The sequence below is a fragment of the Streptomyces sp. SL06 genome, from assembly GCF_058244745.1.
Genome location: NZ_JBSYOT010000002.1, coordinates 6,663,835 through 6,685,080 on the forward strand (window position 1 = coordinate 6,663,835; position 21,246 = coordinate 6,685,080).

Sequence of the window (21,246 nt, forward strand, 5' to 3'; positions counted from 1 at the left end):
TTTTCACTTCCGCGCCAAGGGCGCACGGTGGTCCCGGTGGTTGAGGACAGGCCAATACTCGGCCGCGCCTCACACCGGGCCGTCCGGAATGTCGGCCGCGGACTCCTCGGGCGTCAGGTCCGGGCGGAGCCTGAGCCAGGACGGCTGGCGCAGCATGCCCTCCCGGGTGCGGGTGCTGTAGCGGACCTCGCCGACCAGCCGGGGGACGACCCAGCGCGCTCCCGGCACCGCCGGTACCGGGTCGAAGGGGCAGACCCGGGTCGCCGAGTCCCGCAGCAGCGCGGCCAGTTCGGTGCGCTCGGCCGCGCTCCAGCCGGTGCCGACCCCGCCGACGTAGCGCAGCCGGCCCGCGGCGCGCTGGCCGACCAGGACGGCACCGGGAAGGCCGCCGAGCCGCCCCTTGCCGGGCAGCCAGCCGCCCACCACGACATCCTCGCTGCGCATGTTGCGGATCTTGATCCAGGCCCGGGAGCGGACCCCCGGCTCGTACGGCGAGTCCAGCCGCTTGCACATCAGGCCCTCCAGGCCGTGTTCGCGGGTGGCCCGCAGCGCCCGCTCGCCGTGGCCGACCAGCGCGGCCGGCGTCGACCAGGACGGCCCGTCGAGACCGAGGTCGGCCAGCCGCTCGCGGCGGCGGGTGTAGGGCAGGCGCAGCAGGGAGCGGCCGTCCAGGTGCGGGGCGTCGAACAGCACCAGGTGGACGGGGACCTTCGCCGCCCGGCGGGCCGCCCGGCCCGGGGCGTGCGCGAGGCCCATCCGGGACTGGAGCGACTGGAAGTCGGCGCGGCCCTGTTCGTCCAGGGCCAGGACCTCCCCGTCCAGTACGGCGGGGGTCGTGCCGAGCGCGGTGGCGAGCGGCGCCAGTTCGGGATAGGCCGCCGAGATGTCCTGGCCGGAGCGGGCCCGCAGCAGCACGCTGCCGTCGCCGGGCAGGTAGACCATCACGCGCTGGCCGTCCTGCTTCGTCTCGTAGGCCCAGCGCGCGTCCTGCGCGGCGGGCGGCAGGGTGCCCGGGGTGGCGAGCATGGGAGGGATCAGCGGCAGCTCCACGGGTCAGTTCTCGACCCGCCCGCGCGCTCTCACGCGCGTTGTCCGCCAGGTTCGCCTGAACGGCGCCGGTCCCGGGGCGGGACCGGCGCCGTCGTGGTCAGCGCGCGGCGGCGGTCTGCGGCTCGGTGCCGGGGGCCGGCGCCGACTGCGCCACCCCGGCGGCGGGGCGGTGCCGCGGGATGAAGGACGCGATCACGACGGCGAGCAGGGCCGCGCCGCCGCCGATCGCCATGACCACCTTGAAGGCGCTCTCGGACGGCAGGGCGAAGCCGCCGAGGTCGATGGTCATCTGGGCCAGGATCACACCGGCGATGGCACTGGCCACCGACGTGCCGATGGACCGCATGAGGGTGTTCAGGCTGTTCGCCGCGGCCGTCGCGCCGGCCGGCACCGCGCCCATGATCAGGGCCGGCATGGCTCCGTAGGTGAAGCCGATGCCCGCGCCGATGACGCAGGAGACCAGCACCAGGTGCCAGACCTCGGACATCAGCACGATGTTCAGCCCGTAGCCGGCCGCGACGATCAGCCCGCCGATCATCAGGGTGATCTTCGGGCCCCTGGCCTTGGAGACCATGGCGGAGACCGGGGCGAACACCATCATCACCAGCCCGGACGGCGCCATCACCAGACCGGCGGTCAGCAGGGAGCGGCCGAGGCCGTAACCGGAGGCCTCGGGCAACTGGAGGAGCTGCGGCAGCACCAGGGACATCGCGAACATCGAGAAGCCGACGGCGATGGACGCCAGGTTGGTGAACAGCACCTGGCGGCGGGCGGTGGTGCGCAGGTCCACCAGCGGCTGCGGGGTGCGCAGCTCCCACCAGCCCCACACCAGCAGGATCAGCACGGCCGCCACGAACAGGCCGAGCGTGGTGCCGCTGGTCCAGCCCCAGTCGCCGCCCTTGGAGATCGCCAGCAGCAGGGACACCAGACCGGCCGCCATGCCGACGCCGCCGACCGCGTCGAAGCGGCCGCCGGTGCGCACCGCCGACTCGGGCACGAGCAGCACCACCAGCACCAGGGCGACGGCGCCGAGCGCGCCGGAGAGCCAGAACAGCATGTGCCAGTCGAAGTTGTCCGCGATCAGCGCGGCGGTGGGCAGGCCGAGCGCGCCGCCGACGCCGAGCGAGGCGCTCATCAGGGCGGTGGCGCCGGCCAGCCGCTCGGCGGGCAGCTCGTCGCGCATGATGCTGATGCCCAGCGGGATGACGGCCGCGGACAGGCCCTGCATGGTGCGGCCGACGACCATCGGGACCAGACTGTCGCTCAGCCCGCAGATCGCCGAGCCGGCGATCAGCAGCACCAGGCTGAACAGCAGCATCCGCCGCTTGCCGGCCATGTCGCCGAGCCGGCCGACGACCGGGGTGGACACCGCGGCGGCGAGCAGCGTGGCGGTCACCGCCCAGGCCGCGTCCGACGCCGGGGCGTCCAGGAGCTTGGGCAGCTCCGGGACGATCGGGATGACCAGGGTCTGCATCAGCGAGACGACGATCCCGGCCAGGGCCAGTACCGCGACCACGGCGTTCGGCCGCGAGGCGGCGGCCGTCTCGGCGCCGGTGGATCTGGCGGGGAAAGCGGGCATGGAGATGCCTTTCGGATGGTGAGCGTGAAGTCTGTCCGCGAGCTTATTTAAATCAGTCGCTTGACGTACTCTACGGGAGGAAGACGGCGACGTGCATCCGGGACCGCACACGGTCCGGGACCACGCGTTGCGTAGTCTTCCGTGAAGACGCCGCCCTGCGGCGGACCTGCGGCGACTCGAGGGACCGGCCGGCGCGGGACGGAGGAAGTGTCCCGGCACGGCGGTGATCATGGCGGGCAGGACGGTACGTGCGGAACAGGTCAGCGCGACCCGGCTGCTGATCCTTACCACCGCCGAGCGGCTGTTCGCCGAGCACGGGGTGTACGCGGTCTCCAACCGCCAGGTCAGCGAGGCGGCCGGGCAGGGCAACAACGCCGCGGTGGGCTATCACTTCGGCACCAAGGCCGATCTCGTCCGGGCCATCGCCCAGCGGCACGCGGACCGGGTCGAGGAGCTGCGGGCCCGGCAGCTGGCGGCCCTCGGGGACTCGTCGGACCTGCGGGACTGGGTGGACTGCCTGGTGAGACCGCAGTTCGACCACTTGGCGGCGCTGGGCAGCCCCACCTGGTACGCGCGCTTTTGCGCCCAGGTCATGACCGACCCGGGGCTGCGGCAGATCATGGTCGACGAGTCCCACGCCTCCGCGTCCCTGCGGGAGATCATCCAGGGGCGGATCCGCTGCATGCCCGCGCTGCCGGACGAGGTCAGGGCCGAGCGGGGCGACATGGCGCGGCATCTCATCGTGCACACGGCCGCCGAGCGGGAGCGGGCCCTCGCCGAGAACCGGCCCACCCCGCGCGCCACCTGGCAGGACGCGGCCGACGGCCTCGTCGACGCGATCGTGGGCATGTGGCTGGCGCCCGTCACCCCCCTGGAGCGGGGCGTGACGGGCGCGCGGTGAGCAGGGATCAGCGGGCGAGGCGGATCCGGGTCAGGATGTCCTCGGCCGCACCGGCCCCGGACTTGTCGACCACGTAGGCGGTGCCGTCGGTGATCTCCACGTGGTTGGGGTTGGCGCCGGTGGCGAAGGTCTCCTTCACCACGCCCTTGCGCGGGTCGACGCGGGTGACGTTGGAGTCGGTGCGGTTGACCACCAGGACGTCGCCGGAACGCTCGTCGGTCGCCACGGACAGGGCGCCGGCGCCGGTCGCCACGGACTTGGTGACGACCCCCTTCTTGAGGTCGACCACGGACAGGGTGCCCGAGGTCTGGTCGGCGGTGTAGGCGGTCGCGCCGTTCTTGGACAGCGAGACCGAGATCGGCCCGTCGCCCGCCGGGAGGTAGCGCGGCGTCCGGGAGCCGCGCTTCAGCTCGATGAGCCGGTCGTTGTTGAGGTCGGCCGCGTAGAGCGCGCCCGTCTTCTCGTTGACGGCCAGACCGGTCGGGGAGGCACCCTCCAGGGTGATCCGCTTCTTCTCCTTGAGGGACTTGGAGTCGAAGGCGACCAGGGTGCCGTCGCCGAAGCCGCTCGCCCAGACCGTGTCGGTGCGCTCGTCCACCACGACCTCACGGGCGTGGGCGACGTTCGGCAGGCTGGCCAGGTGCTTGCCGGTGCGCTGGCTGTAGACGGAGACCGAGTTGTCGCGGCTGTTGGTCGTCCAGACGGTGTTGTGCTCGTCGTCCACGGCCACGCCGTAGACGGCCTCGACGGCTCCGGTCTCGGTGTCGGTGACCGGCGGGGTGACATCGGCCTTGACGGCCAGGGACTTCGGGTCGACCTTCAGCAGGTGCGACTCGGTGACCGGCGGGCGGCCCACGGCGGCGGTGATCCACAGCACGTTGTTCCGCTCGGAGTACGCCGACTGGTACAGGCCCGTGGCGAGCTTGGCGGTGGTGACCTTCGAGCCGTTGGAGTGGGCGGACGCGGTGCCCGCGAGGGTGAGCGTGCTGCCCGCGGCGACCGCCACGGCGACGGCCGCGGTGATCGCGGTGCGGCGGCGGTGGGTGCGGATGGCAGGGGTGGACATGGTGATGGAACTCCCTTTCCCGGGAATCGATGTGACTACTGCTGGGGAGAAGTGGCTTGTGGGGCCCGCCCGGCGGGCGGCGCCGGGGTCAGCCGGACTCGGCGGGCCGGGTGGCGCGCCGGCGTACGACGTAGAGCGTGGTGGCCGCGGCCCCGGCGGCGCCGCCGACCGCGGCGGCAGCGGCGGACCAGGCGATCGTGGCGTAGGACACGGGCGCTTCGAGCGACGCGGCGGCGAGGGTCTTCGTGGCCGGGTCCGGGGCGGCCGTGGAGGACGCGTCCGAGGACGGACCAGCACCGTCGGCCGCGGCGGCGGTGACCGTGAACTCCACCTTCAGGGACGTGGGCGGGTTCGGGGCGAGGAAGCGCAGCCAGTGGTCGCCGGCCGCGGTGTCCGCGGGGACGGTCACGTCGCCCTCGTAGGAACCGCTGTCGTCGGCCTCCCACTGGCCGAGGATGCCCTCGTCGTCGAGCTTGATGGTGACCTGCTCACCGGCGGGGAACCTGGTCACCCTGAAGTGGAGCGTGCCGCCGGGCTGCACCTCGCTCGCCGTGATCTCGGCCTTCGCCCCGGCGTCGTTGGTGGCGCTGGCGGGCGCCCCGGAGGCGGCCGGGACCGGCGTCGCCGAGGCACCGCCGCCCGCGGAGGCGACCGCCGCCCCGTCCGCCGACGTGCCCGAGCCGCCGGAGGCCCCGGACGTCACGGTGAAGTCGGCCCGGAGGCTGGTCGGCGGGTTGGGGGCGAGGAAGCGCAGCCAGTGGGCGCCCTGCGCGGCGTCGGCGGGGACCGTGACGCCGCCGGAGTACGACCCGTCGGAGCCGACCGTCCACTGCCCGAGGATTTTTCCGTCGTCCAGCTTGACCGTCAGTTGCTGCCCCGCCGGGAAGCCCGTCACCCGGAACGAGACCCGGCCGCCGGCGGCCACCCGGGACCCGGCCGTGATCGTCGCGGATGTCGAGGCGCTGCTGCCGGAACCGCCGGCCGACGACGATCCGCCGGCCGAGCCCGAGCCCGAGCCGCCGGCCGTACCGGAACCGCCGGAGCCGCTGCCGTCCGCCGAACCGCCGCCCGACCCGCTTCCGGCCCCGCCGCCGCTCCCGGACCCGCCGCCCGCCGGCGCCGTGACCGTGAGGTCGGCCTTCAGGCTGGTGGCGGGGTCCGGGGCGAGGATCCGCAGCCAGTGCGCCCCGGCCTGGACGGACTTCGGGATCGTGACCGTGCCCGTGAAGGTGCCGTCCGCCTTCACCGACCCGGGCCACTGGGCGAGGATGTCCGCGTCGTCCAGTTTCACGGTGATGCCCTGGCCCTTGACGAACCCGGAGAGCGCGAAGGTCACCTTTCCGCCCGCGGCCACCTTGGCGCCGCCGGTCAGCCGCACTTTCGGCACGGCCGCGGGGGAGGACGCGGTCGGCGTGGGGGAGGGCGCCGGCTCGGAGGTCGGGGTCGGGGTGGGGGTGGGGGAGGGGGTGGTGGCCGTGACGGTGAGGTCCTCGCTCCTGACGCTCGTCTGCGGGGCCAGGAACCGCAGCCAGTGACCGCCGCCCGCGCTCGCGTCCGCGGGGACCTTCACCGTCCCGGCGACACTGCCGTCGTCGCCGATCGGGAACTGCCCGAGCAGCGCCGCGTCGTCGAACTTGACGCTCAGCGTGCCCCCGGCCGGGAACCCGGCGGCCGTGAACGGCACTGTGCCGCCCGGCTTCACCGAGGTCGCGCCGAGGGTGACCGAGGGCGCGGCCACGTCCGCCGCCAGGGCCACCGTGTCGGTGGCACCCGCGCCGCCGGAACCGGCCGCGGCCAGCGGGGCGGCACACAGGGCGCCCAGGCCCAGTGTCGCGCCTGCGGTCAGCGCGACCACGCGGCCCAGCCGGGCACCGGAGGGCGAAGCGGATCTGTCAGAGGTCATGATGGCTGCTCCCGGCAGACGAACGTCATGGAGTAGACGAGTGAGGGCAGGGCACGGCGGAGGCGGCGAGAGCCGGCGCGGAACGCTGCGTGCGCTGCGATCAACTAAGGTAAGGCTAACCTAACCTAGAGATCATGGACAGTCAATTGGATCCCGCACAGGTGTTCGCCGCCGGTCCTCCCGAGGGCACCCCGAACCACCCGCCCCGCCTGCCCCGCCCCCACCCGGTGCCCAGACTCGCCGACCCCGTGTGCGCACTGCCGGCCCCGGGCGCCACCGAGGACTTCTGGGCCGGCGTGCGCGAAAGCGGCACGCCCCTGGTGGGCCCCGACCCGCTGGGCAGCGCCGAGCACCGGGCGGTGACGTTCCTGTGGCGCGGCACCCCCGCCACCCGTGCCGTCCAGGTCCTCCCGAACAAGCTCGGCGACCCGCGCGACCCCGCCGGAAACCTCATGGAGCGGGCCCCCGGCACGGACGTGTGGCACTGGACCCTGCGCCTGCGCCACGACTGGCGCGGCACGTACGACCTCTACGCCGATGACGCGGCCGACGCCGACGCACCAGACGGTGCCGATGACGCCGGCGAGGGCCGCGGACCCGCCCCGGCGAGTGCCGGGTACTGGCGCCGGCTGCGCGCCCGCAGGCGACCCGACCCGTACAACTCCCGTGCGCTGCCCCACCGCTGGGACGGCGAGCCGGTGCCGTACGCCGAACTCCCCGCCGCGCCGAGCGCGGTGGACTGGGCGCCCCGGCCCGGCGTCCCGCGCGGCACGCTCACCGAGCACACCCTCGCCAGCGCCCGCCTCGGCGGCAGCCGCCGGGTCTGGCTCTACGAACCGCCCGGCGGCGCCCGGCACTCGGCGAAGCTGCCCGTCCTCGTCCTGTTCGACGGCGAGCACTGGGGACCCCGGCTCGGCCTGCCCCGTCTGCTCGACAACCTGATCGCCGACGGCCGTCTCCCGCCCGTCGCCGCCGTACTGCCGGAAGCCGTGGACGAGGCGACCCGCTGGGCCGAACTGTCCTGCCGGCCCGCCTACGTCGGCTTCCTCGCCGGTGAGCTGCTGCCGTGGGCGGCCGGACGGCTGCCGCTGACCGACGACCCGGCGCTCACGGTCGTCGCCGGACAGAGCCTCGGCGGGCTGACCGCCGCGTACGCGGCCCTGGCGGCTCCGCACCGCTTCGGCAACGCCCTCGTCCAGTCCGGGTCGTTCTGGTGGCCGGCCGGACCGGAGGCGGAGTGGCTCACCCGGGCCGTCGCCGAAGGCCCGCGGGTGCCGGTGCGCTTCCGGCTCTCCTTCGGCGCGCAGGAATGGGTGGCCCTGCCGGCCGCCCGCAGGCTGCGCGAGACCCTCGCGCAGGCCGGCTACCACGACGCCACCTACCGCGAGTTCAACGGCGGCCACGACTATCTCTGCTGGCGTACGGAACTGGCCGACGGGCTGGTGGAGCTGCTGGGCCGCTGACGGCCTCGCCCCTCACGCGTCGCGCTCCTTCAGGCGCGCGGCCAGCACCGTCGCGATGTCGTCCAGCCGGCGGTCCCGCATGAGCTGCGGATGGGTGCACTCCAGATCGTGGTTGTCGATCGTGCCGCTCACGTACGGGCGCCACGCCTCGCGCGTCAGCCAGTCCTCGGCGCGCGGGGCGGCCGCGGTGAAGAACAGCACGTCGCCGTCGTAGGCGGTGTGCCGGTGCTCGCGCATCATCCGGGCGTGGTTCGGCACGATGTCGACGATCCGGGACAGGGCGCGCTCGGGGAGCCCGGCCAGCGGGCTGCCGGCCCGGCGCAGCGTGGCCAGCACGTCCTCGCGGGTGCGTTCGCCGCCACGCTCGAAGCCCGCCATGCGCAGCACCGCGGTCAGCGCGTCGCCCTCCTCGGGCGCGGGCCGCTCCCGCCACTGCTCGGCGGGGAACGCGTCCAGGAGCGCGAGGAGTTCGACCTCCTCGCCCGCCTGCTGGAGCAGTACCGCCACGGTGTGCGCGAGGACCCCGCCGACCGACCAGCCCATCAGCCGGTAGGGGCCGTGCGGCTGGACGCCGCGGATCTGCCGGGCGTAGTCCTCCGCCTCCTCCTGGAGCGTGCGCGGCAGCCGCTCGTCGCCGCCCAGACCGCGCGCCTGGATGCCGTACACGGGCTGCTGCGGTCCCAGCCGTGCCGCCAGCCCGGCATAGCACCAGGCGAGCCCGCCCGCCGGGTGGATGCCGAACAGCGGTGTCCGGTCGCCCTGCGCGCGCAGGGGCAGTACGACGCCCAGCGCGTCCTCGGCGGCCGGCCCGGCCGCCTCCAGCCGGGTGGCGAGCGCGGCGGGCGTCGGCGCCTCGAACAGGGAGCCGATGGTCAGCTCCGTGCCCAACTCCTCCCGCACCCGCGTCACCAGCCGCACCGCGAGCAGTGACGTGCCGCCCAGGTCGAAGAACGCGTCGTCGGGACCGATCCCGTCCGCGCCCAGCACCTCGGCGAACAGCCGGGTCAGCGCCGCCTCCCGGGCGGAGGCCGGGGGCCGTGCGCCGGCGTCGCCGGCGAAGACCGGGGCGGGCAGCTCACGGCGGTCCAGCTTGCCGTTGGGGGAGAGCGGGAACACCTTCAGGGACACGACGGCCGCCGGCACCATGTGCTCGGGCAACTCGCGTGCCAGCGCCGCCCGTACGTCCGCCGGATCCGCCCCGCCGGTCACATAGCCCACGAGCCGGTCCTCGCGCACCACGGCGCAGGCCCCGTCGACCCCGGGACGGGCGGCGAGCGCCGCCTCGATCTCACCGAGTTCGATGCGCTGCCCGCGCAGCTTGACCTGGTCGTCGGTGCGGCCGAGATACTCGACCTCGCCGTCGCCGGTCCAGCGCGCCAGGTCGCCCGTCCGGTACATCCGGCCGCCCGCCGGTGCGAACGGGTCGCGCACGAACCGGGTCGCGGTCAGCTCCTCCCGGCCCAGATAGCCGTCGGCCAGTTGCACACCCGCCAGATACAGCTCGCCCGGCACCCCGGGCGGACACGGCCGCAGCGCCGCGTCCAGCACGTACAGGCGGGTGTTCCACACCGGTCGGCCGATCGGCACCGGGCCCGAGCCGGCCGGGTCCAGGGCGTGGTGGGTCACGTCGACGGCGGCCTCCGTGGGCCCGTACAGATTGTGCAGCCCGACGCCCGGCAGGGTGCGTGCGAAGGTCTGCGCGGTCTCGCGCGGCAGGGCCTCGCCGCTGCAGAACACCCTGCGCAGCACGTCCCCGCACCCGGCGGCCTCCGGGGCGGCCAGGAACACCTGGAGCATCGACGGCACGAAGTGGCAGGTGGTGACGGACTGTTCGCGGATCAGCCGGGCCAGGTAGACCGGGTCCTTGTGGCCGCCGGGTTCGGCGACGACCAGCGCCGCGCCCTCCCGCAGCGGCCAGAAGAACTCCCACACCGACACGTCGAAGGACGACGGCGTCTTCTGCAGCACCCGGTCCCCGGCGCTCAGGCCGTACGCGTGCTGCATCCACCGCAGCCGGTTGTCGATCGCCCGGTGCGGGACGACGACGCCCTTGGGACGGCCCGTGGAACCCGACGTGTAGATGACGTACGCCGGATGCGTGGGAGTGAGGGCGCGGGGCGGGTTCGTCCACGAGTACGCCGACACGTCGAGCCCGTCCAGGACCAGTACCTCGGTGCCCGCGTCGTCCGGCAGGCGCCCGGCGCGGTCGGCGACGGCACACACCGGGGCCGCGTCCCGGAGCATGTACGCCAGGCGCGCCGCCGGGTAGTCCGGGTCGAGCGGCAGATAGGCCGCACCCGCCTTCAGCACGGCCAGCAGCGTCACGACCAGCTCCACCGAGCGCGGCACCGCCACGCCGACCACCGCGCCCGGTCCGGCGCCGAGCGACTGAAGGTGCCGGGCCAGCCGGTTGGCGCGGGTGTTGAGTTCCTCGTAGGTCAGGGTGGTTCCGCCGTACACCAGGGCAGCGGCCCGCGGGCTCCGCGCGGCCCGCGACTCGATCGGTCCGATGAGCGTGGTGGGCGGCACCGCGTGGTCGGTGCGGTTGAACTCCTCCAGGACCAGCGCCTGTTCGGCCGGGGTGGCCACGCAGTGCTCGGCGAGCGGGAGGTGCGGGTCGGTGCGGGCGAGCCGGTCCACCAGGTGCAGGAACCGGTCCTGGTGCGCGGCCAGGGCGGCGTCGTCGTACAGGGCCGGGTTGGCGTCGTGGTCGACGTGCAGGCCCCGGCCGTCGGCGCGGTCGTAGACGTTGACCGTCAGGTCGTCCACCGGGCCCGCGGACAGGTTCCGGGCACGGGCGGGGGAACCCGCGAAGTCCACGCCGTAGTCGAAGGGCATGACGTTGACGAGCGGGCCGACCAGGGCGCGGCCCTCGCCCAGCAGGCCGAGGTCGCGGCGGATGTCCTCGTAGCGGTAGCGCTGGTGACGGCGCAGCTCGCGGATGCCGAGCGCCACCTGCCGCACCAGTTCGGCGAAGGTCGCCCCGGGGGAGACGGCCAGCCTGAGCGGCAGCACGTTCATCACCATCCCGGGCACCCGCAGCGACCCCGAGCCCATGCGGCCCATCATCGGCACGCCCAGCACCACGTCGGAGCGCGCGGCGGCGCGGGAGGTGTACAGGGCCTGGGCGGCGATCAGCACGTCCGGCCAGGTCGCGCGCAGGCGGGTGGCGAGGTCCCGCAGCCGCCGGGTGGTCTCGGGGGACAGGTCGGCACCGCGGCGCAGGAAGGCGCGGGAGGGCAGCGCGCCGCGCCCGGCGATCCGGGGTGCCTCCGGACGGTCGGCGAACGCCTCGGCCCAGTGGGCGCGGTCGGCCGCGAAGGCCGGGGAGGCGCGGTAGGCGGCGTCGTCCTCGACCAGGTCGGCGAGGGTGCCGAAGGCACGCGGGACGGGCTCCTCGCCGCGGGCGAGCGCCGAGTACACCTCGGCGGTGCGGCGGACCAGCAGCGAGTAGCCGTAGCCGTCCATGACCAGATGGTGGATGCGCTGGTACCACAGCCAGCGCCGCGGTCCGACGCGGAACAGGGCGTGCCGGAACAGCGGTCCGCTCCCCAGGTCGAACGGTTCGGCCAGGTCGGCGCGCATCCACGCCTCCGCCTCGCCCGCGTCGCCCCTCTCACGCACGGTCAGCGGCAGTGCGACCTCGCCCGCGACGTACTGACGGGGCCCTCGCGGGGTGTCCTCGACGCGTACGACGCGCAGCGCGTCGGTCTCGGCGGCCACCCGGCGCAGCGCGTCGGCGAACAGCTCCGGATCGAGCGGTCCGTCGATCTCCAGGCACTCGGCGGTGTTCTGCGCGGGGCTGAGCGGGTCGAGGGCCTGCGCGAACCACATGCCCGACTGGGCCGCCGTCAGAGGCAGTTCGGCCGGGGGCGGCGCGGTCGGGCGCGGGGCTGTCGGGTGGGGGACGGTCATACCGCCCCCAGCAGTGGTGCCCAGGCCTCGATGGCCGGCCGTTCCGCCAGGTCCGCGAAGTCGGCGGTGACGTCGTGCTCGCGGCGCCAGCGTTCCAGCAGCGTCATGACGCGGACCGAGTCGAGGCCGTAGTCGACGAGGTTCTCGTCCACCGGGATGTCCGCCGGGTCCTCGCCGAGGCAGTCGGCGACATCGGCACGGATCTGCTCCACGGTGATCGGGGGGTGCGCCATGGTTCAGGCCTCCTGGAGAAGTGCGTCGGTGGTGGTGACGACCGCGCAGCGGCCGGCGGCCCAGCGCAGCGCCATGTCGTGGTCCTCGCGGGAGAAGTCGGCGACGGCGTCGGCGACCACGAACGCCCGTACGTCCCGCATCCAGGCGTCGGCGGCGGTCATCAGCACACCGATGTGCGCGTACACCCCGGTGATCACCAACTGGTCGCGGCCGGTCTCGCGCAACAGGTCCGCCAGGCCGGTGCGCACGAAGGCGCTGTACTTCCACTTGGTGAGCACCGTGTCCCCGTCCTCGGGCGCCACCGCCTCGGGCACGGCGAGTTGCCCGGGGTCGTCGGCGACACCGGGGCCCCAGAAGTCGAGTTGGAGGCCGCGTTCCTCGGGCGTCTGACCGCCGCGCTGGGCGGAGTAGACGACCGGGACGCCGAGGCGGCGGTACTCCTTCAGCAGGCGGGCGGTGTTGCCGAGCATGCCGGTCAGGGGCTGTTCGCCGGCCGGGAAGGCGGAGAGGAAGTGCTGCTGGAGGTCGTGCACCAGCAGCACGGCGCGCGCGGGGTCCACGGTCCAGGACACGCGGTTGGCGGGGAGTTCGGCGGGCGCCGGGAGCGGATAGGGGGAGATGGCGGGCAGAGCCATGGGGAGGGGCCTCTCGAAGACGGTCAGGACGCGTCGGCGGCGGAGCGCAGGTGTTTCTTGCTGATCTTGCCGACGCCGGTCTGCGGGAAGGCGTCGACGAACTCGACGAGGTCGGGCACCTTGTAGGCGGCGACGCCGCGCTCGCGCACGAACCGTTTGACCGCGACCGGCCTCAGCGGCTCGGCGCCCTCGCGCAGGATCACATAGGCCAGGGAGCGCTCGCCCAGGTACTCGTCGGGCACCGCGACCACCGACACGTCGTGCACCGACGGGTGGCCCAGGATGATGTTCTCGATCTCCTCCGGCGCGATCTTCTCGCCGCCCCGGTTGATCTGGTCCTTGGCCCGCCCCTCCACGACCAGGTGACCGGTCGGGGTGCGGCGCACGATGTCACCGGTGCGGTAGAAGCCGTCCTCGGTGAACGCGCGCCGGTTGTGCTCCGGGGCCCGCCAGTAGCCGCGGATCGTGTACGGGCCGCGGGTCAGCAGATGCCCGAACTCCCCGTCCGGGACGTCCTCGTCGGCGTCGTCGACGACGCGGATCTCGTCGTCGGGGGAGATCGGCCGCCCCTGCGTGGTGACGACCGTCTCGGTGTCGTCGTCCAGCCGGGTGTAGTTGACCAGGCCCTCGGCCATCCCGAAGACCTGCATCAGCCGGCAGCCCAGCGCCGGTTCCAGCCGACGGGCCGCCTGCTCGCTGTACTTGGCGCCGCCGACGAGCGTCAGCTCCAGGCTGGAGAGGTCGTGCGCGGTCTCGGCCGCGGCCCGCGTCCACACCAGCGCCAGCGGCGGCACCAGGCCCGTCATGGTGATCCGCTCCCGGTCGATCAGGGGGAACGCGGTGTCCGGGTCGGGTTTCGGGCACATCACCACCGTGCCGCCCGCGTACAGCACGCCCAGCCAACCCGGGGAACTCATCGGGAAGTTGTGGGCGGCGGGCAGGGCGACGAGGAATCGGGTGGCGTGGTCCACGCCGCAGATCTCGTTGGATCCCCACAGCGAGTACATGTAGTCGTCGTGGGTGCGCGGGATCAGCTTGGACACGCCCGTCGTCCCGCCCGAGAGCTGGAGGAACGCCAACTCGTGCGGCTCGGGCCCGTCGAAGGGACCGGACGGCTCGCACGGCACCTCGGCCAGCGCGGTGTGCTCGCCGGGATCGCCCGCCACGAACACCTGCCCGAGACCCGGCGCCACCTTCCGCATCCGGGCGGCGAGGCCGCGGTGGTCGTACCCCGCGTGCACGTCCGGGACGACGTAGGCGACGGCCTCGGTGAAGGTGCAGAAGTGGGCGATCTCCGTCTCCCGGTGCGCGGGCAGCGCGTACACCGGCAGCGCGCCGATGCGGAAGAGGGCGAAGACCACCTCGGCGAACTCGCCGATGTTGGGCAGCTGTACGACGACCCGGTCGCCCTTGGCGATGCCGCGTGCGAGGAATCCGGCGGCCAGCCGGTCGGCGCGCTCGTCCAGCTCCCCGTAGGTCCAGGTGCGGCGTTCGGGGGCCGGGTCGACCAGCGCGACCCGCTCGGGGTGCGCCGCGGCCCGCTCGCGCAGCATGCCGCCGAAGGTCTCCCCGCGCCAGTAGCCGGCGGCACGGTAGCGCTCGGCGAACCCGGCCGGCCAGGTGGGCGCGTCCACGCCGGGGGTGAGGGTCACAGCGTCGCTCCCACCGCGTGCAGGAAGGTACGGAACTTGGCGGCGGTCTCCGCCGTCTCGGCCTCCGGAGTGGAGGCCGCCACGACGCCGGCGCCGGCGAACAGCCGGAGCGAGCGCCCCTCCGCCTCGGCGCAGCGGATCGTCACGACCCACTCGCCGTCGCCGTCGCAGTCCTGCCAGCCGACCATGCCGGTGTACGCGCCCCGGTCGAAGGGCTCGGACTCGGCGATCACGGCCCGCGCCACCTCGGTGGGGGTGCCGCACACGGCCGGGGTGGGGTGCAGCGCGGACGCCAGGTCCAGCGCGGTCGTCCCGGTGCCGGCCAGTTCGCCGGTGACCGTGGTCGACAGGTGCCACATGGCCGCCGTACGCACCAGGGTGGGCCGTGCGGGCACATCGAGCGTGGCGCAGAACGGCGCGAGCGCCTCCCGTACGGCGGCCACCACGACGGCGTGCTCGTGCAGGTCCTTCTCGGACTCCAGGAGCGCGACCGCGCGCCGCACGTCCTCCGCCAGGTCGGCGCTGCGGGGCGCGGAACCCGCGAGCGGGTTGGCGGTCAGCCGGCCGCCCCGGCGGGCGACGAGCAGCTCGGGGCTGGCGCCGATCAGGGTGCGGCCGGGACCGCTCGGCACGGCGAAGGTGTAGCCGTCGGGGTCGCGGCGGGCCAGGCGGCGCAGCATGGCCGGCAGATCCGGCTCCCGCGTCGAGGTCAGCTCCAGGGTGCGGGCGAGGACGACCTTGTCGAACTCCCCGGCCCGCATCCGCGCGACCGCGGCCGCGACCGTCTCGCCGTACCGCTCGGGCGCCGGTACCTCCCGCACCGCCCACGGGGGCCGGCCCTCGTCCTCGGGGACGGGCAGGGCGATCAGCGGGTCCTGGCTCAGGGGCGGCGCCCAGCGCACCGTCTCCGGCACCGCCAGGGCGGGCGGGGCGTCCGGTGCGAAGGGCAGCGCGCCGACGACCACCGGCGCCGGGGCGCCCGAGCGGCGCAGCGCGTCCAGTACCTCACGCACCCGCACGGCCGGCGGGCGCCCGTCGTGGGGTATCGCGGCGGCCGTGCCGCGGCCCAGCAGTGTCCGGTGGGGTGTGGCGAGGAACCGGTCGGTCGCGGGCCGGTAGGACTTCAGGAGAGCCGTCGCGGCGCCGGGGTCGACCGTCGCGGCGGTGGGCGGGCAGTCGTGCAGAGGTTCGTGCAGGGAAAGGGACATGGCTGTCTCCAGTGGGGTGGCGTGAGCGGGTCCCGAGGGGTGGCCGGGTCAGGCTCGCAGGGTGGCGCCCCCGTCGACGTACAGGTCGTGCATCGTGATGTGCCGAGCGCGGTCCGAGGCCAGGAAGACGACCGCGTCGGCGATGTCGGCCGGGTCGGCGATGCGGCCCAGCGGGATGCCCGTGCGGTACGTGGCGAGGTCTCCGTCGACGACCCGGCGGGCCGAGTCCTCCTCCTCGTCGGCCGTCCACAGGGCGCGCTGCATGTCGGTGAGGGTGGAGCCGGGGGAGACCGTGTTGCAGCGCACGCCCCGCCCGGCCACCTCCAGGCCCAGACACTTGGTGAACATGACGGCGGCGGCCTTGGAGGCGGCGTAGGCGGCGAGACCGGCCCGGGGGATGCCGGCCGCGTTGGAGGCGACGGTGACGATGCTGCCGCGTCCGCGTCCGGTCATGTGCCGGGCGACGGCGCGCGAGACGTGGAAGACGCCGGTGGAGTTGACGGCGAAGGTGGCCGCCCAGTCCTCGTCGGTCAGGTCCACGACGTCCGAGGCCCGCAGGATCCCGGCCACGTTGACGGCGATGTCCAGCGGGCCGAGGGCGCGCTCGGTGTCGTCGACCAGGGTCTGGACGGCGTGGGCGTCGGTGACGTCGAGCGGGCGGGCGGTGACCCGGTTCTCGCCGTGCTCGGCGGCGAGCGCTTCGACGCCCTCGGGCGTGCGGTCGGTGGCGACGACGCGGGCGCCCTGTTCGACGAGGGCGGTGACGACGGCCGCGCCGATGCCCCGGCCCGCCCCCGTCACGAGGGCGAGCCGGCCGTCGAGTCCGGCGCTCACGAGGTGAGCGCCCTGGTCAGGTCGTCCAGGACGATCCGGGCCGCGAGCGGGCCGCCGGCGCTGTTCCACGCGGAGCCCTGGATGACGACGACGTGGCCCTCCCGCTCGGCCTTCAGTTTGCCGAAGTTGGGCACCTGCTCGGCCTCGGCGTACGCCTTCTGCCCGTCGGCCTTCTCACCGAGGGTGCCGAAGAACAGCCAGTCGCCGTCGATCGTGGAGAGCTTCTCCAGGCTGACCGGCTCGCTGTGTCCCGTGCCGACGCCCTGCTGGTCCTTCGGCCGGTCCAGTCCGAGCGCGGTGATCGTGGCGCCGACGTGGCCCACCCCGCGGCCGACCACGGACGGTGCCTTGTTCTGCCAGCGGACCACGCTGACGACGGCACCGGCGTTCTTGCCCAGTTCGTCCTTCGTGGCGGCCACGTCGGCGTCGAAGCCGCTGAGCAGCTTGTCGGCCTCGGTCTTGCGGTTCAGCGCGTCGGCCGTGGCGGTGAACGCCTTCTTCCAGTCCTCGTTGAGCTTCGCGGTGACCACCGTCGGGGCTATCTCCTCCAGTTTGGAGACCTCCTTCCGCACCGCCGTGGTCTCGTCGAGCAGGATCAGGTCGGGCTGGAGCGCGGCCAGCTTCTCCATGTCCGCCTCGGCGACGGTGGCGACGACCTCCGTCCTGCCCGCCTTGTCGGCCAGGTAGCCGGAGACGCCGTTCTGCCCGCGTCCCGCGGTCGCGCCGACCGGCTCGACGCCGAGCGCCAGGGCCGCGTCGAGGGTGGGTTCGCTCAGGGTGACGACCTTCTTGGGGTCGGCCGGCACGTCGACCTCGCGGCCCGTGGCGTCGGTGACCTGACGGGTGCTCGACTCCTGGCCGCCCGCGCTGTCGCCGCCGCCGTCGTCACCGCAGCCGGTCAGGAGCAGTGCTCCTGCGACGACGACGGCTGCGGCGGACGTCGCGGCGCTTCTGCGGGTGGCACGTGCGAACGACATGAGAAAGAGACTCCTTGTGACGGCTCGTTGACGGGAATCGGGGAGGGATGGGAGCGGGGGCAGGGGGATGAAGGGGAGGGAGGGGAGAAGGGAGAGGGGAGAGGGGAGGGAGGACAGGGAGAGAGGCCGGGGGAGGGGCGGGGCGGATACGGGAGCGGAGGGCTCAGGGGGTCGCGCCCGCGCCCAGCAGACGCACCAGGCCGTCGGCCAGGGCCCCGTGCCAGCACGCGTAGTCGTGGCCGCCGTTGTACGCGTCGTAGGTGACGCGGACGCCCCTCGCGCGCAGGGCGTCGTACAGCGCGCGGCTGTGGTCGACCATGGAGCCCTCGTGCAGTCCGACGTCCAGATGGATCGTCACCGGACGGTCCGTGCCGCAGGCGTAGCGGCCGACGAGCCACGGGGTGCCGTACACCGGCGGTTTGGCGCCCGACGGCAGTCCGGGGCGCCACCACAGGGAGGCCGACTGGGCGAGCACGTTGCCGAACCGGTCGGGGCGCAGGAGGCCGGCGTACAGCGAGGTCATGGCGCCGAGGCTCTGACCGGCGACGACCGTTTGGCGCGGGTCGGTGGTCAGCGGCCAGCGGCCGGCCGCCCACGGCAGCAACTCGTCGGCCAGGAAGGCGACGAACGGCTCCCGGCAGCCCAGTTCGCGCCACCGGGTGTGCCGGTCCACGGCGTCCGGCGCGACCACCACGAGGGGCGGCAGCGCGCCGTCGGCGATCAGCGCGTCCAGGGTGTCGCCGAAGCCGAGCCGCCCGAACCACATGTCGCCGTCGCAGACCACCGCGACCGGCAGCGCGCCGGCGGTGTGGTCGTGCCCCGGCGGCAGATAGACCCAGGCGTCCCGGTCGCCGACCGGGTCCGTGCCCGGCACCCGGTGCCGCTCCACCCGTCCGGCCGGCACCGTGCCCCGGCGCCCGGCCCACGGCTCGGCCGGGGCTTCGGGCAGGGAGAAGACCGACCCGTCGGCCGGCTGCCAACGGGTGGCGACGGTCCGGCGGTTGAGCGGGTCGGCCGCGGCGTGCGCGGACAGCGACCGCAACCGCTGCTGAAGGGCGACCGGGTCCGTGGGCGCCTGCTTGAGCGAGATGTCGGCGGCCATCCGGTACGAGCCGCGGTGGTCGGCGCGCAGCCGCAGGCCCAGCTGCCACACGTCGGTGCCGGGCACCCGCTCCAGCAGTGAACCGGCCAGGTTCTCGCGGTCGGTGATGCGGTTGCCGCACAGGAGCACCTGCCGCGTGGTGCGGTGGCCGCGCCACAGGAAGGTGACCGCCCGGTGGCCGGGTTCGCCGTCGAGTTCCTCGACCAGCGGGGTGCCGGCGGGCCGGATCTCGCTCCAGAACGCGGCCGTGAGCGCGGTGCGCCGTGCCTCGTCGGCACCCGCCGCCTCCTCCAGGAGACGCGCGACGCGCGGTCCCGTGACCCGGACCGGGCTGACGTCCGGCGCTGCGGCACCGTGGGAGGTGGGGCGGGGGAGCGTGGTCATCGGCGTTCTCCGTGAACCGCTGGTCGAAGGGCGGGCAGGGGGCCAGGGGCTGGCGACGAAACCGTCAACAGCGGAAGTAAGGCTAGCCTAAGCTAAGCACATGTCCATCCGAATGTGTGCACCGCACCTGGCCAATTCGGGGCCCGTAATCCGCCACCTCGTCCCCCGGGCGGAAGCCTCGTGAGCACGACGACCGCCCCCGCTCCGTCGGACCGGGCAACGGGCCCCAAGAAGCCCCGCACCAGGGCCACTTCGCGCTCGGTCGGCCTGCTCCTCGGCATCGTCCTGCTGGTGCTGGCCGCCGCCCTCTCGCTGGCCGTGGGGGCCAAACAGATCCCCCTCGACCAGGTGTGGTCGGCGCTGTTCACCCCGTCCGGCACGGAGAACGACGCGATCGTGCGGGATCTGCGAGTGCCGCGCACCCTCATCGGCGCCGCCGTCGGAGTGGCCCTCGGGCTCGGCGGCGCGGTCATGCAGACCCTGACCCGCAACCCGCTCGCCGACCCCGGGCTCCTCGGCGTGAACGCGGGCGCGTCCGCCGCCGTCGTCACCGCGATCGGCGTCCTCGGCATCACGTCGTTCACCGGCTATCTGTGGTTCGCACTGGCCGGAGCGGCCCTCGCCGCCACCGCCGTCAACGCCCTCGGCGGCGGCCGGTGGGCCACACCCGTGCGGCTCGCGCTGGCCGGAACCGCCGTCAACGCGGCCCTGTTCGGCTACGTCAACGGCCTCTCGCTGTGGCATCTGAGCACCCTGGACGAGATGCGGTACTGGTCGGTCGGCACCCTCGCCAAGCGCGACGCCTCCCTGCTGGTCACCGTCGCCCCGCTGCTCGTGGCCGGCACCCTGCTGGCCTTCGCGCTGGCCCGGCCGCTCGGCGCCGTCGCCCTCGGCGAGGACCACGCGCGGGCGCTGGGCACCCGGGTGCGGCGCGTGCGGGTGCTGTCCGTCGTCGCCATCACCCTGCTGTGCGGCGGCGCCACCGCCGTGTGCGGGCCGATCGGCTTCGTCGGCCTGATGATCCCGCACGCCGCGCGCGCCTTCTGCGGACCCGACCCGCGCTGGATGTTCCCCTTCTGCGCGCTGTACGCGCCGGTGCTGCTGCTCGTCTCCGACGTGATCGGACGGATCGTGGTGCCGCCGTCCGAGATCGAGGTCGGCACGGTCACCGCCTTCCTCGGCGGACTCCTCTTCATCCATCTCGTCCGGCAGCGGAAGGTGGCCCAGCTGTGAGCCTCGTGAAGGACGGCACCGCGCGGGGCCGCGCCGCCGTACGGCCGGGACTGCTGCGCACGGCCCGCTGGTCACTGCGGTACGACACCCGGGCCCTGCTGGTCTGCGGGGCGCTCGCCGTGCTCACGGCCTGCGCCATGGTGCTGGCCATCGGCACCGGGACCTACGAGCTGTCCCCGCCCGAGGTGCTGCGCACGCTGGCCGGCGACGGTCCGCCGGGCGCCGGGTTCGTGGTGCTCGACCTGCGGCTGCCGCGCGCCCTGGTGGCCGCGCTGGTGGGCTTCGGGATGGGCATGGCGGGAGCGGTGTTCCAGTCGCTGACCCGCAACCCGCTCGGCAGCCCCGACATCATCGGCTTCGGCAACGGCGCCTCGGCCGGCGCCCTCGTCGCGATCATCGTCCTCGACGCGGGCGCGGCGCAGACGGCGTTCGGCGCGGTGTGCGGGGGACTGGCGACCGCGACCGCCGTGTACCTGCTCGCGTGGAAGCGCGGCGTGCACGGCTACCGGCTCGTCCTCGTCGGCATCGGCGCCTCCGCCGTGCTCGGCTCGGCGACCAGCTTCCTGTACGTGCGCGCCGACATCGGCAAGGCGGCACAGGCCGCGACCTGGATGATCGGCTCGCTCAACGCCCGCGACTGGTCCGACGTGCGCGTCGCGGCGCTCGGCCTGGTGGCCCTGGTCCCCCTCGTGCTGGCGTACGGGCGGCGGCTGACCATGCTGGAGATGGGCGACGACACCGCCGCGGCCCTGGGCGTGCCGCCCGAGCGCAGCCGTCTCGTCCTGCTGAGCGCGGGCACCGGACTGACCGCGATGGCCGTCGCGGCGGCCGGTCCGATCCCGTTCGTGGCGATGGCCGCCCCCCAACTGGCCCGCCGGGTCACCCGTGCCGCGGGCCCGGGAGTCCTGCCGGCCGGCTGGATGGGCGCGTTCCTGGTCACCACCGCGGACCTGACCACCCAGCGCGTGACCGGCTCCGCCCTCCTTCCGGTGGGCGTGGTGACCGGCGTGGCCGGCGGCGCCTACCTCGCCTGGCTGCTACGCCGCGAACGGCGGGGCTCCAGGCTGTGACGGCGGGGCGGGGCGAGGGGGCGTGCGCAGGGAGGTCCGG

At 74.4% G+C, this 21,246-nt stretch carries 16 protein-coding genes; 4 read left to right on the forward strand and 12 right to left on the reverse strand.

Annotation, left to right across the window (positions count from 1 at the left end; all coding sequences use genetic code 11):
* Positions 1-69: 69 nt before the first annotated feature.
* Entirely contained in the window at positions 70-1,050 is a 981-nt protein-coding gene (locus AC4IHM_RS30600; protein ID WP_490870205.1) for an ATP-dependent DNA ligase, read from the reverse strand.
* A 97-nt stretch (positions 1,051-1,147) separates the two neighbouring features.
* Complete coding sequence (locus tag AC4IHM_RS30605; RefSeq protein ID WP_490870206.1) at positions 1,148-2,629, reverse strand: MFS transporter; 1,482 nt, start codon at positions 2,627-2,629, stop codon at positions 1,148-1,150.
* Between the two features lie 229 nt (positions 2,630-2,858).
* Here AC4IHM_RS30605 and AC4IHM_RS30610 point away from each other — a divergent pair, with 229 nt between their 5' ends.
* On the forward strand, positions 2,859-3,530 hold the full coding sequence (locus tag AC4IHM_RS30610; RefSeq protein WP_490870207.1) for a TetR/AcrR family transcriptional regulator: 672 nt from the start codon (positions 2,859-2,861) through the stop codon (positions 3,528-3,530).
* Positions 3,531-3,537: 7 nt separating this feature from the next.
* Here the strand turns inward: AC4IHM_RS30610 and AC4IHM_RS30615 are convergent, their stop codons facing one another.
* Both AC4IHM_RS30615 and AC4IHM_RS30620 read right to left on the reverse strand, forming a co-directional pair.
* Positions 3,538-4,596 carry a YncE family protein gene (locus tag AC4IHM_RS30615; protein ID WP_490870208.1) on the reverse strand — a complete coding sequence of 353 codons (1,059 nt, stop codon included), beginning with the start codon at positions 4,594-4,596 and terminating at the stop codon, positions 3,538-3,540.
* A gap of 88 nt (positions 4,597-4,684) precedes the next feature.
* Complete coding sequence (locus AC4IHM_RS30620; RefSeq protein WP_490870209.1) at positions 4,685-6,499, reverse strand: hypothetical protein; 1,815 nt, start codon at positions 6,497-6,499, stop codon at positions 4,685-4,687.
* A gap of 134 nt (positions 6,500-6,633) precedes the next feature.
* Between AC4IHM_RS30620 and fes (AC4IHM_RS30625) the strand changes: the two genes are divergently transcribed.
* Positions 6,634-7,962 carry an enterochelin esterase gene (gene fes / locus AC4IHM_RS30625; protein WP_490870210.1) on the forward strand — a complete coding sequence of 443 codons (1,329 nt, stop codon included), beginning with the start codon at positions 6,634-6,636 and terminating at the stop codon, positions 7,960-7,962.
* Positions 7,963-7,974: 12 nt separating this feature from the next.
* Here the strand turns inward: fes (AC4IHM_RS30625) and AC4IHM_RS30630 are convergent, their stop codons facing one another.
* The 8 genes from AC4IHM_RS30630 to fes (AC4IHM_RS30665) all read right to left on the reverse strand — a co-directional run bounded on the left by AC4IHM_RS30630 (position 7,975) and on the right by fes (AC4IHM_RS30665) (position 18,903).
* A complete protein-coding gene (locus tag AC4IHM_RS30630; RefSeq protein WP_490870211.1) occupies positions 7,975-11,877 on the reverse strand; it encodes an amino acid adenylation domain-containing protein in 3,903 nt (1,300 codons plus the stop codon).
* The gene (locus tag AC4IHM_RS30635) at positions 11,874-12,110 is read right to left on the reverse strand and encodes a phosphopantetheine-binding protein (protein WP_490870212.1); all 237 of its coding nucleotides are present in this window, start codon (positions 12,108-12,110) and stop codon (positions 11,874-11,876) included. The genes AC4IHM_RS30630 and AC4IHM_RS30635 overlap by 4 nt, the downstream gene beginning before the upstream one ends.
* Positions 12,111-12,113: 3 nt before the next feature.
* Positions 12,114-12,746: an isochorismatase family protein gene (locus AC4IHM_RS30640; RefSeq protein ID WP_490870213.1), complete on the reverse strand. Its 633-nt coding sequence runs from the start codon at positions 12,744-12,746 to the stop codon at positions 12,114-12,116.
* 23 nt (positions 12,747-12,769) lie between these two features.
* Entirely contained in the window at positions 12,770-14,398 is a 1,629-nt protein-coding gene (locus tag AC4IHM_RS30645) for a (2,3-dihydroxybenzoyl)adenylate synthase (protein ID WP_490870214.1), read from the reverse strand.
* A complete protein-coding gene (locus AC4IHM_RS30650; RefSeq protein ID WP_490870215.1) occupies positions 14,395-15,606 on the reverse strand; it encodes an isochorismate synthase in 1,212 nt (403 codons plus the stop codon). Before AC4IHM_RS30650 ends, AC4IHM_RS30645 begins: the two co-directional genes overlap by 4 nt.
* A 48-nt stretch (positions 15,607-15,654) precedes the next feature.
* A complete protein-coding gene (locus AC4IHM_RS30655) occupies positions 15,655-16,440 on the reverse strand; it encodes a 2,3-dihydro-2,3-dihydroxybenzoate dehydrogenase (protein WP_490870216.1) in 786 nt (261 codons plus the stop codon).
* On the reverse strand, positions 16,437-17,417 hold the full coding sequence (locus AC4IHM_RS30660) for an ABC transporter substrate-binding protein (protein WP_490870217.1): 981 nt from the start codon (positions 17,415-17,417) through the stop codon (positions 16,437-16,439). Before AC4IHM_RS30660 ends, AC4IHM_RS30655 begins: the two co-directional genes overlap by 4 nt.
* Before the next feature lie 163 nt (positions 17,418-17,580).
* The gene (fes, locus tag AC4IHM_RS30665) at positions 17,581-18,903 is read right to left on the reverse strand and encodes an enterochelin esterase (RefSeq protein WP_490870218.1); all 1,323 of its coding nucleotides are present in this window, start codon (positions 18,901-18,903) and stop codon (positions 17,581-17,583) included.
* 180 nt (positions 18,904-19,083) lie between these two features.
* Here fes (AC4IHM_RS30665) and AC4IHM_RS30670 point away from each other — a divergent pair, with 180 nt between their 5' ends.
* Together AC4IHM_RS30670 and AC4IHM_RS30675 are read left to right on the forward strand one after the other, a co-directional pair.
* On the forward strand, positions 19,084-20,136 hold the full coding sequence (locus AC4IHM_RS30670) for a FecCD family ABC transporter permease (protein WP_490870219.1): 1,053 nt from the start codon (positions 19,084-19,086) through the stop codon (positions 20,134-20,136).
* Positions 20,133-21,206: a FecCD family ABC transporter permease gene (locus AC4IHM_RS30675; protein WP_490870220.1), complete on the forward strand. Its 1,074-nt coding sequence runs from the start codon at positions 20,133-20,135 to the stop codon at positions 21,204-21,206. Before AC4IHM_RS30670 ends, AC4IHM_RS30675 begins: the two co-directional genes overlap by 4 nt.
* The last annotated feature ends 40 nt before the right edge of the window (positions 21,207-21,246 follow it).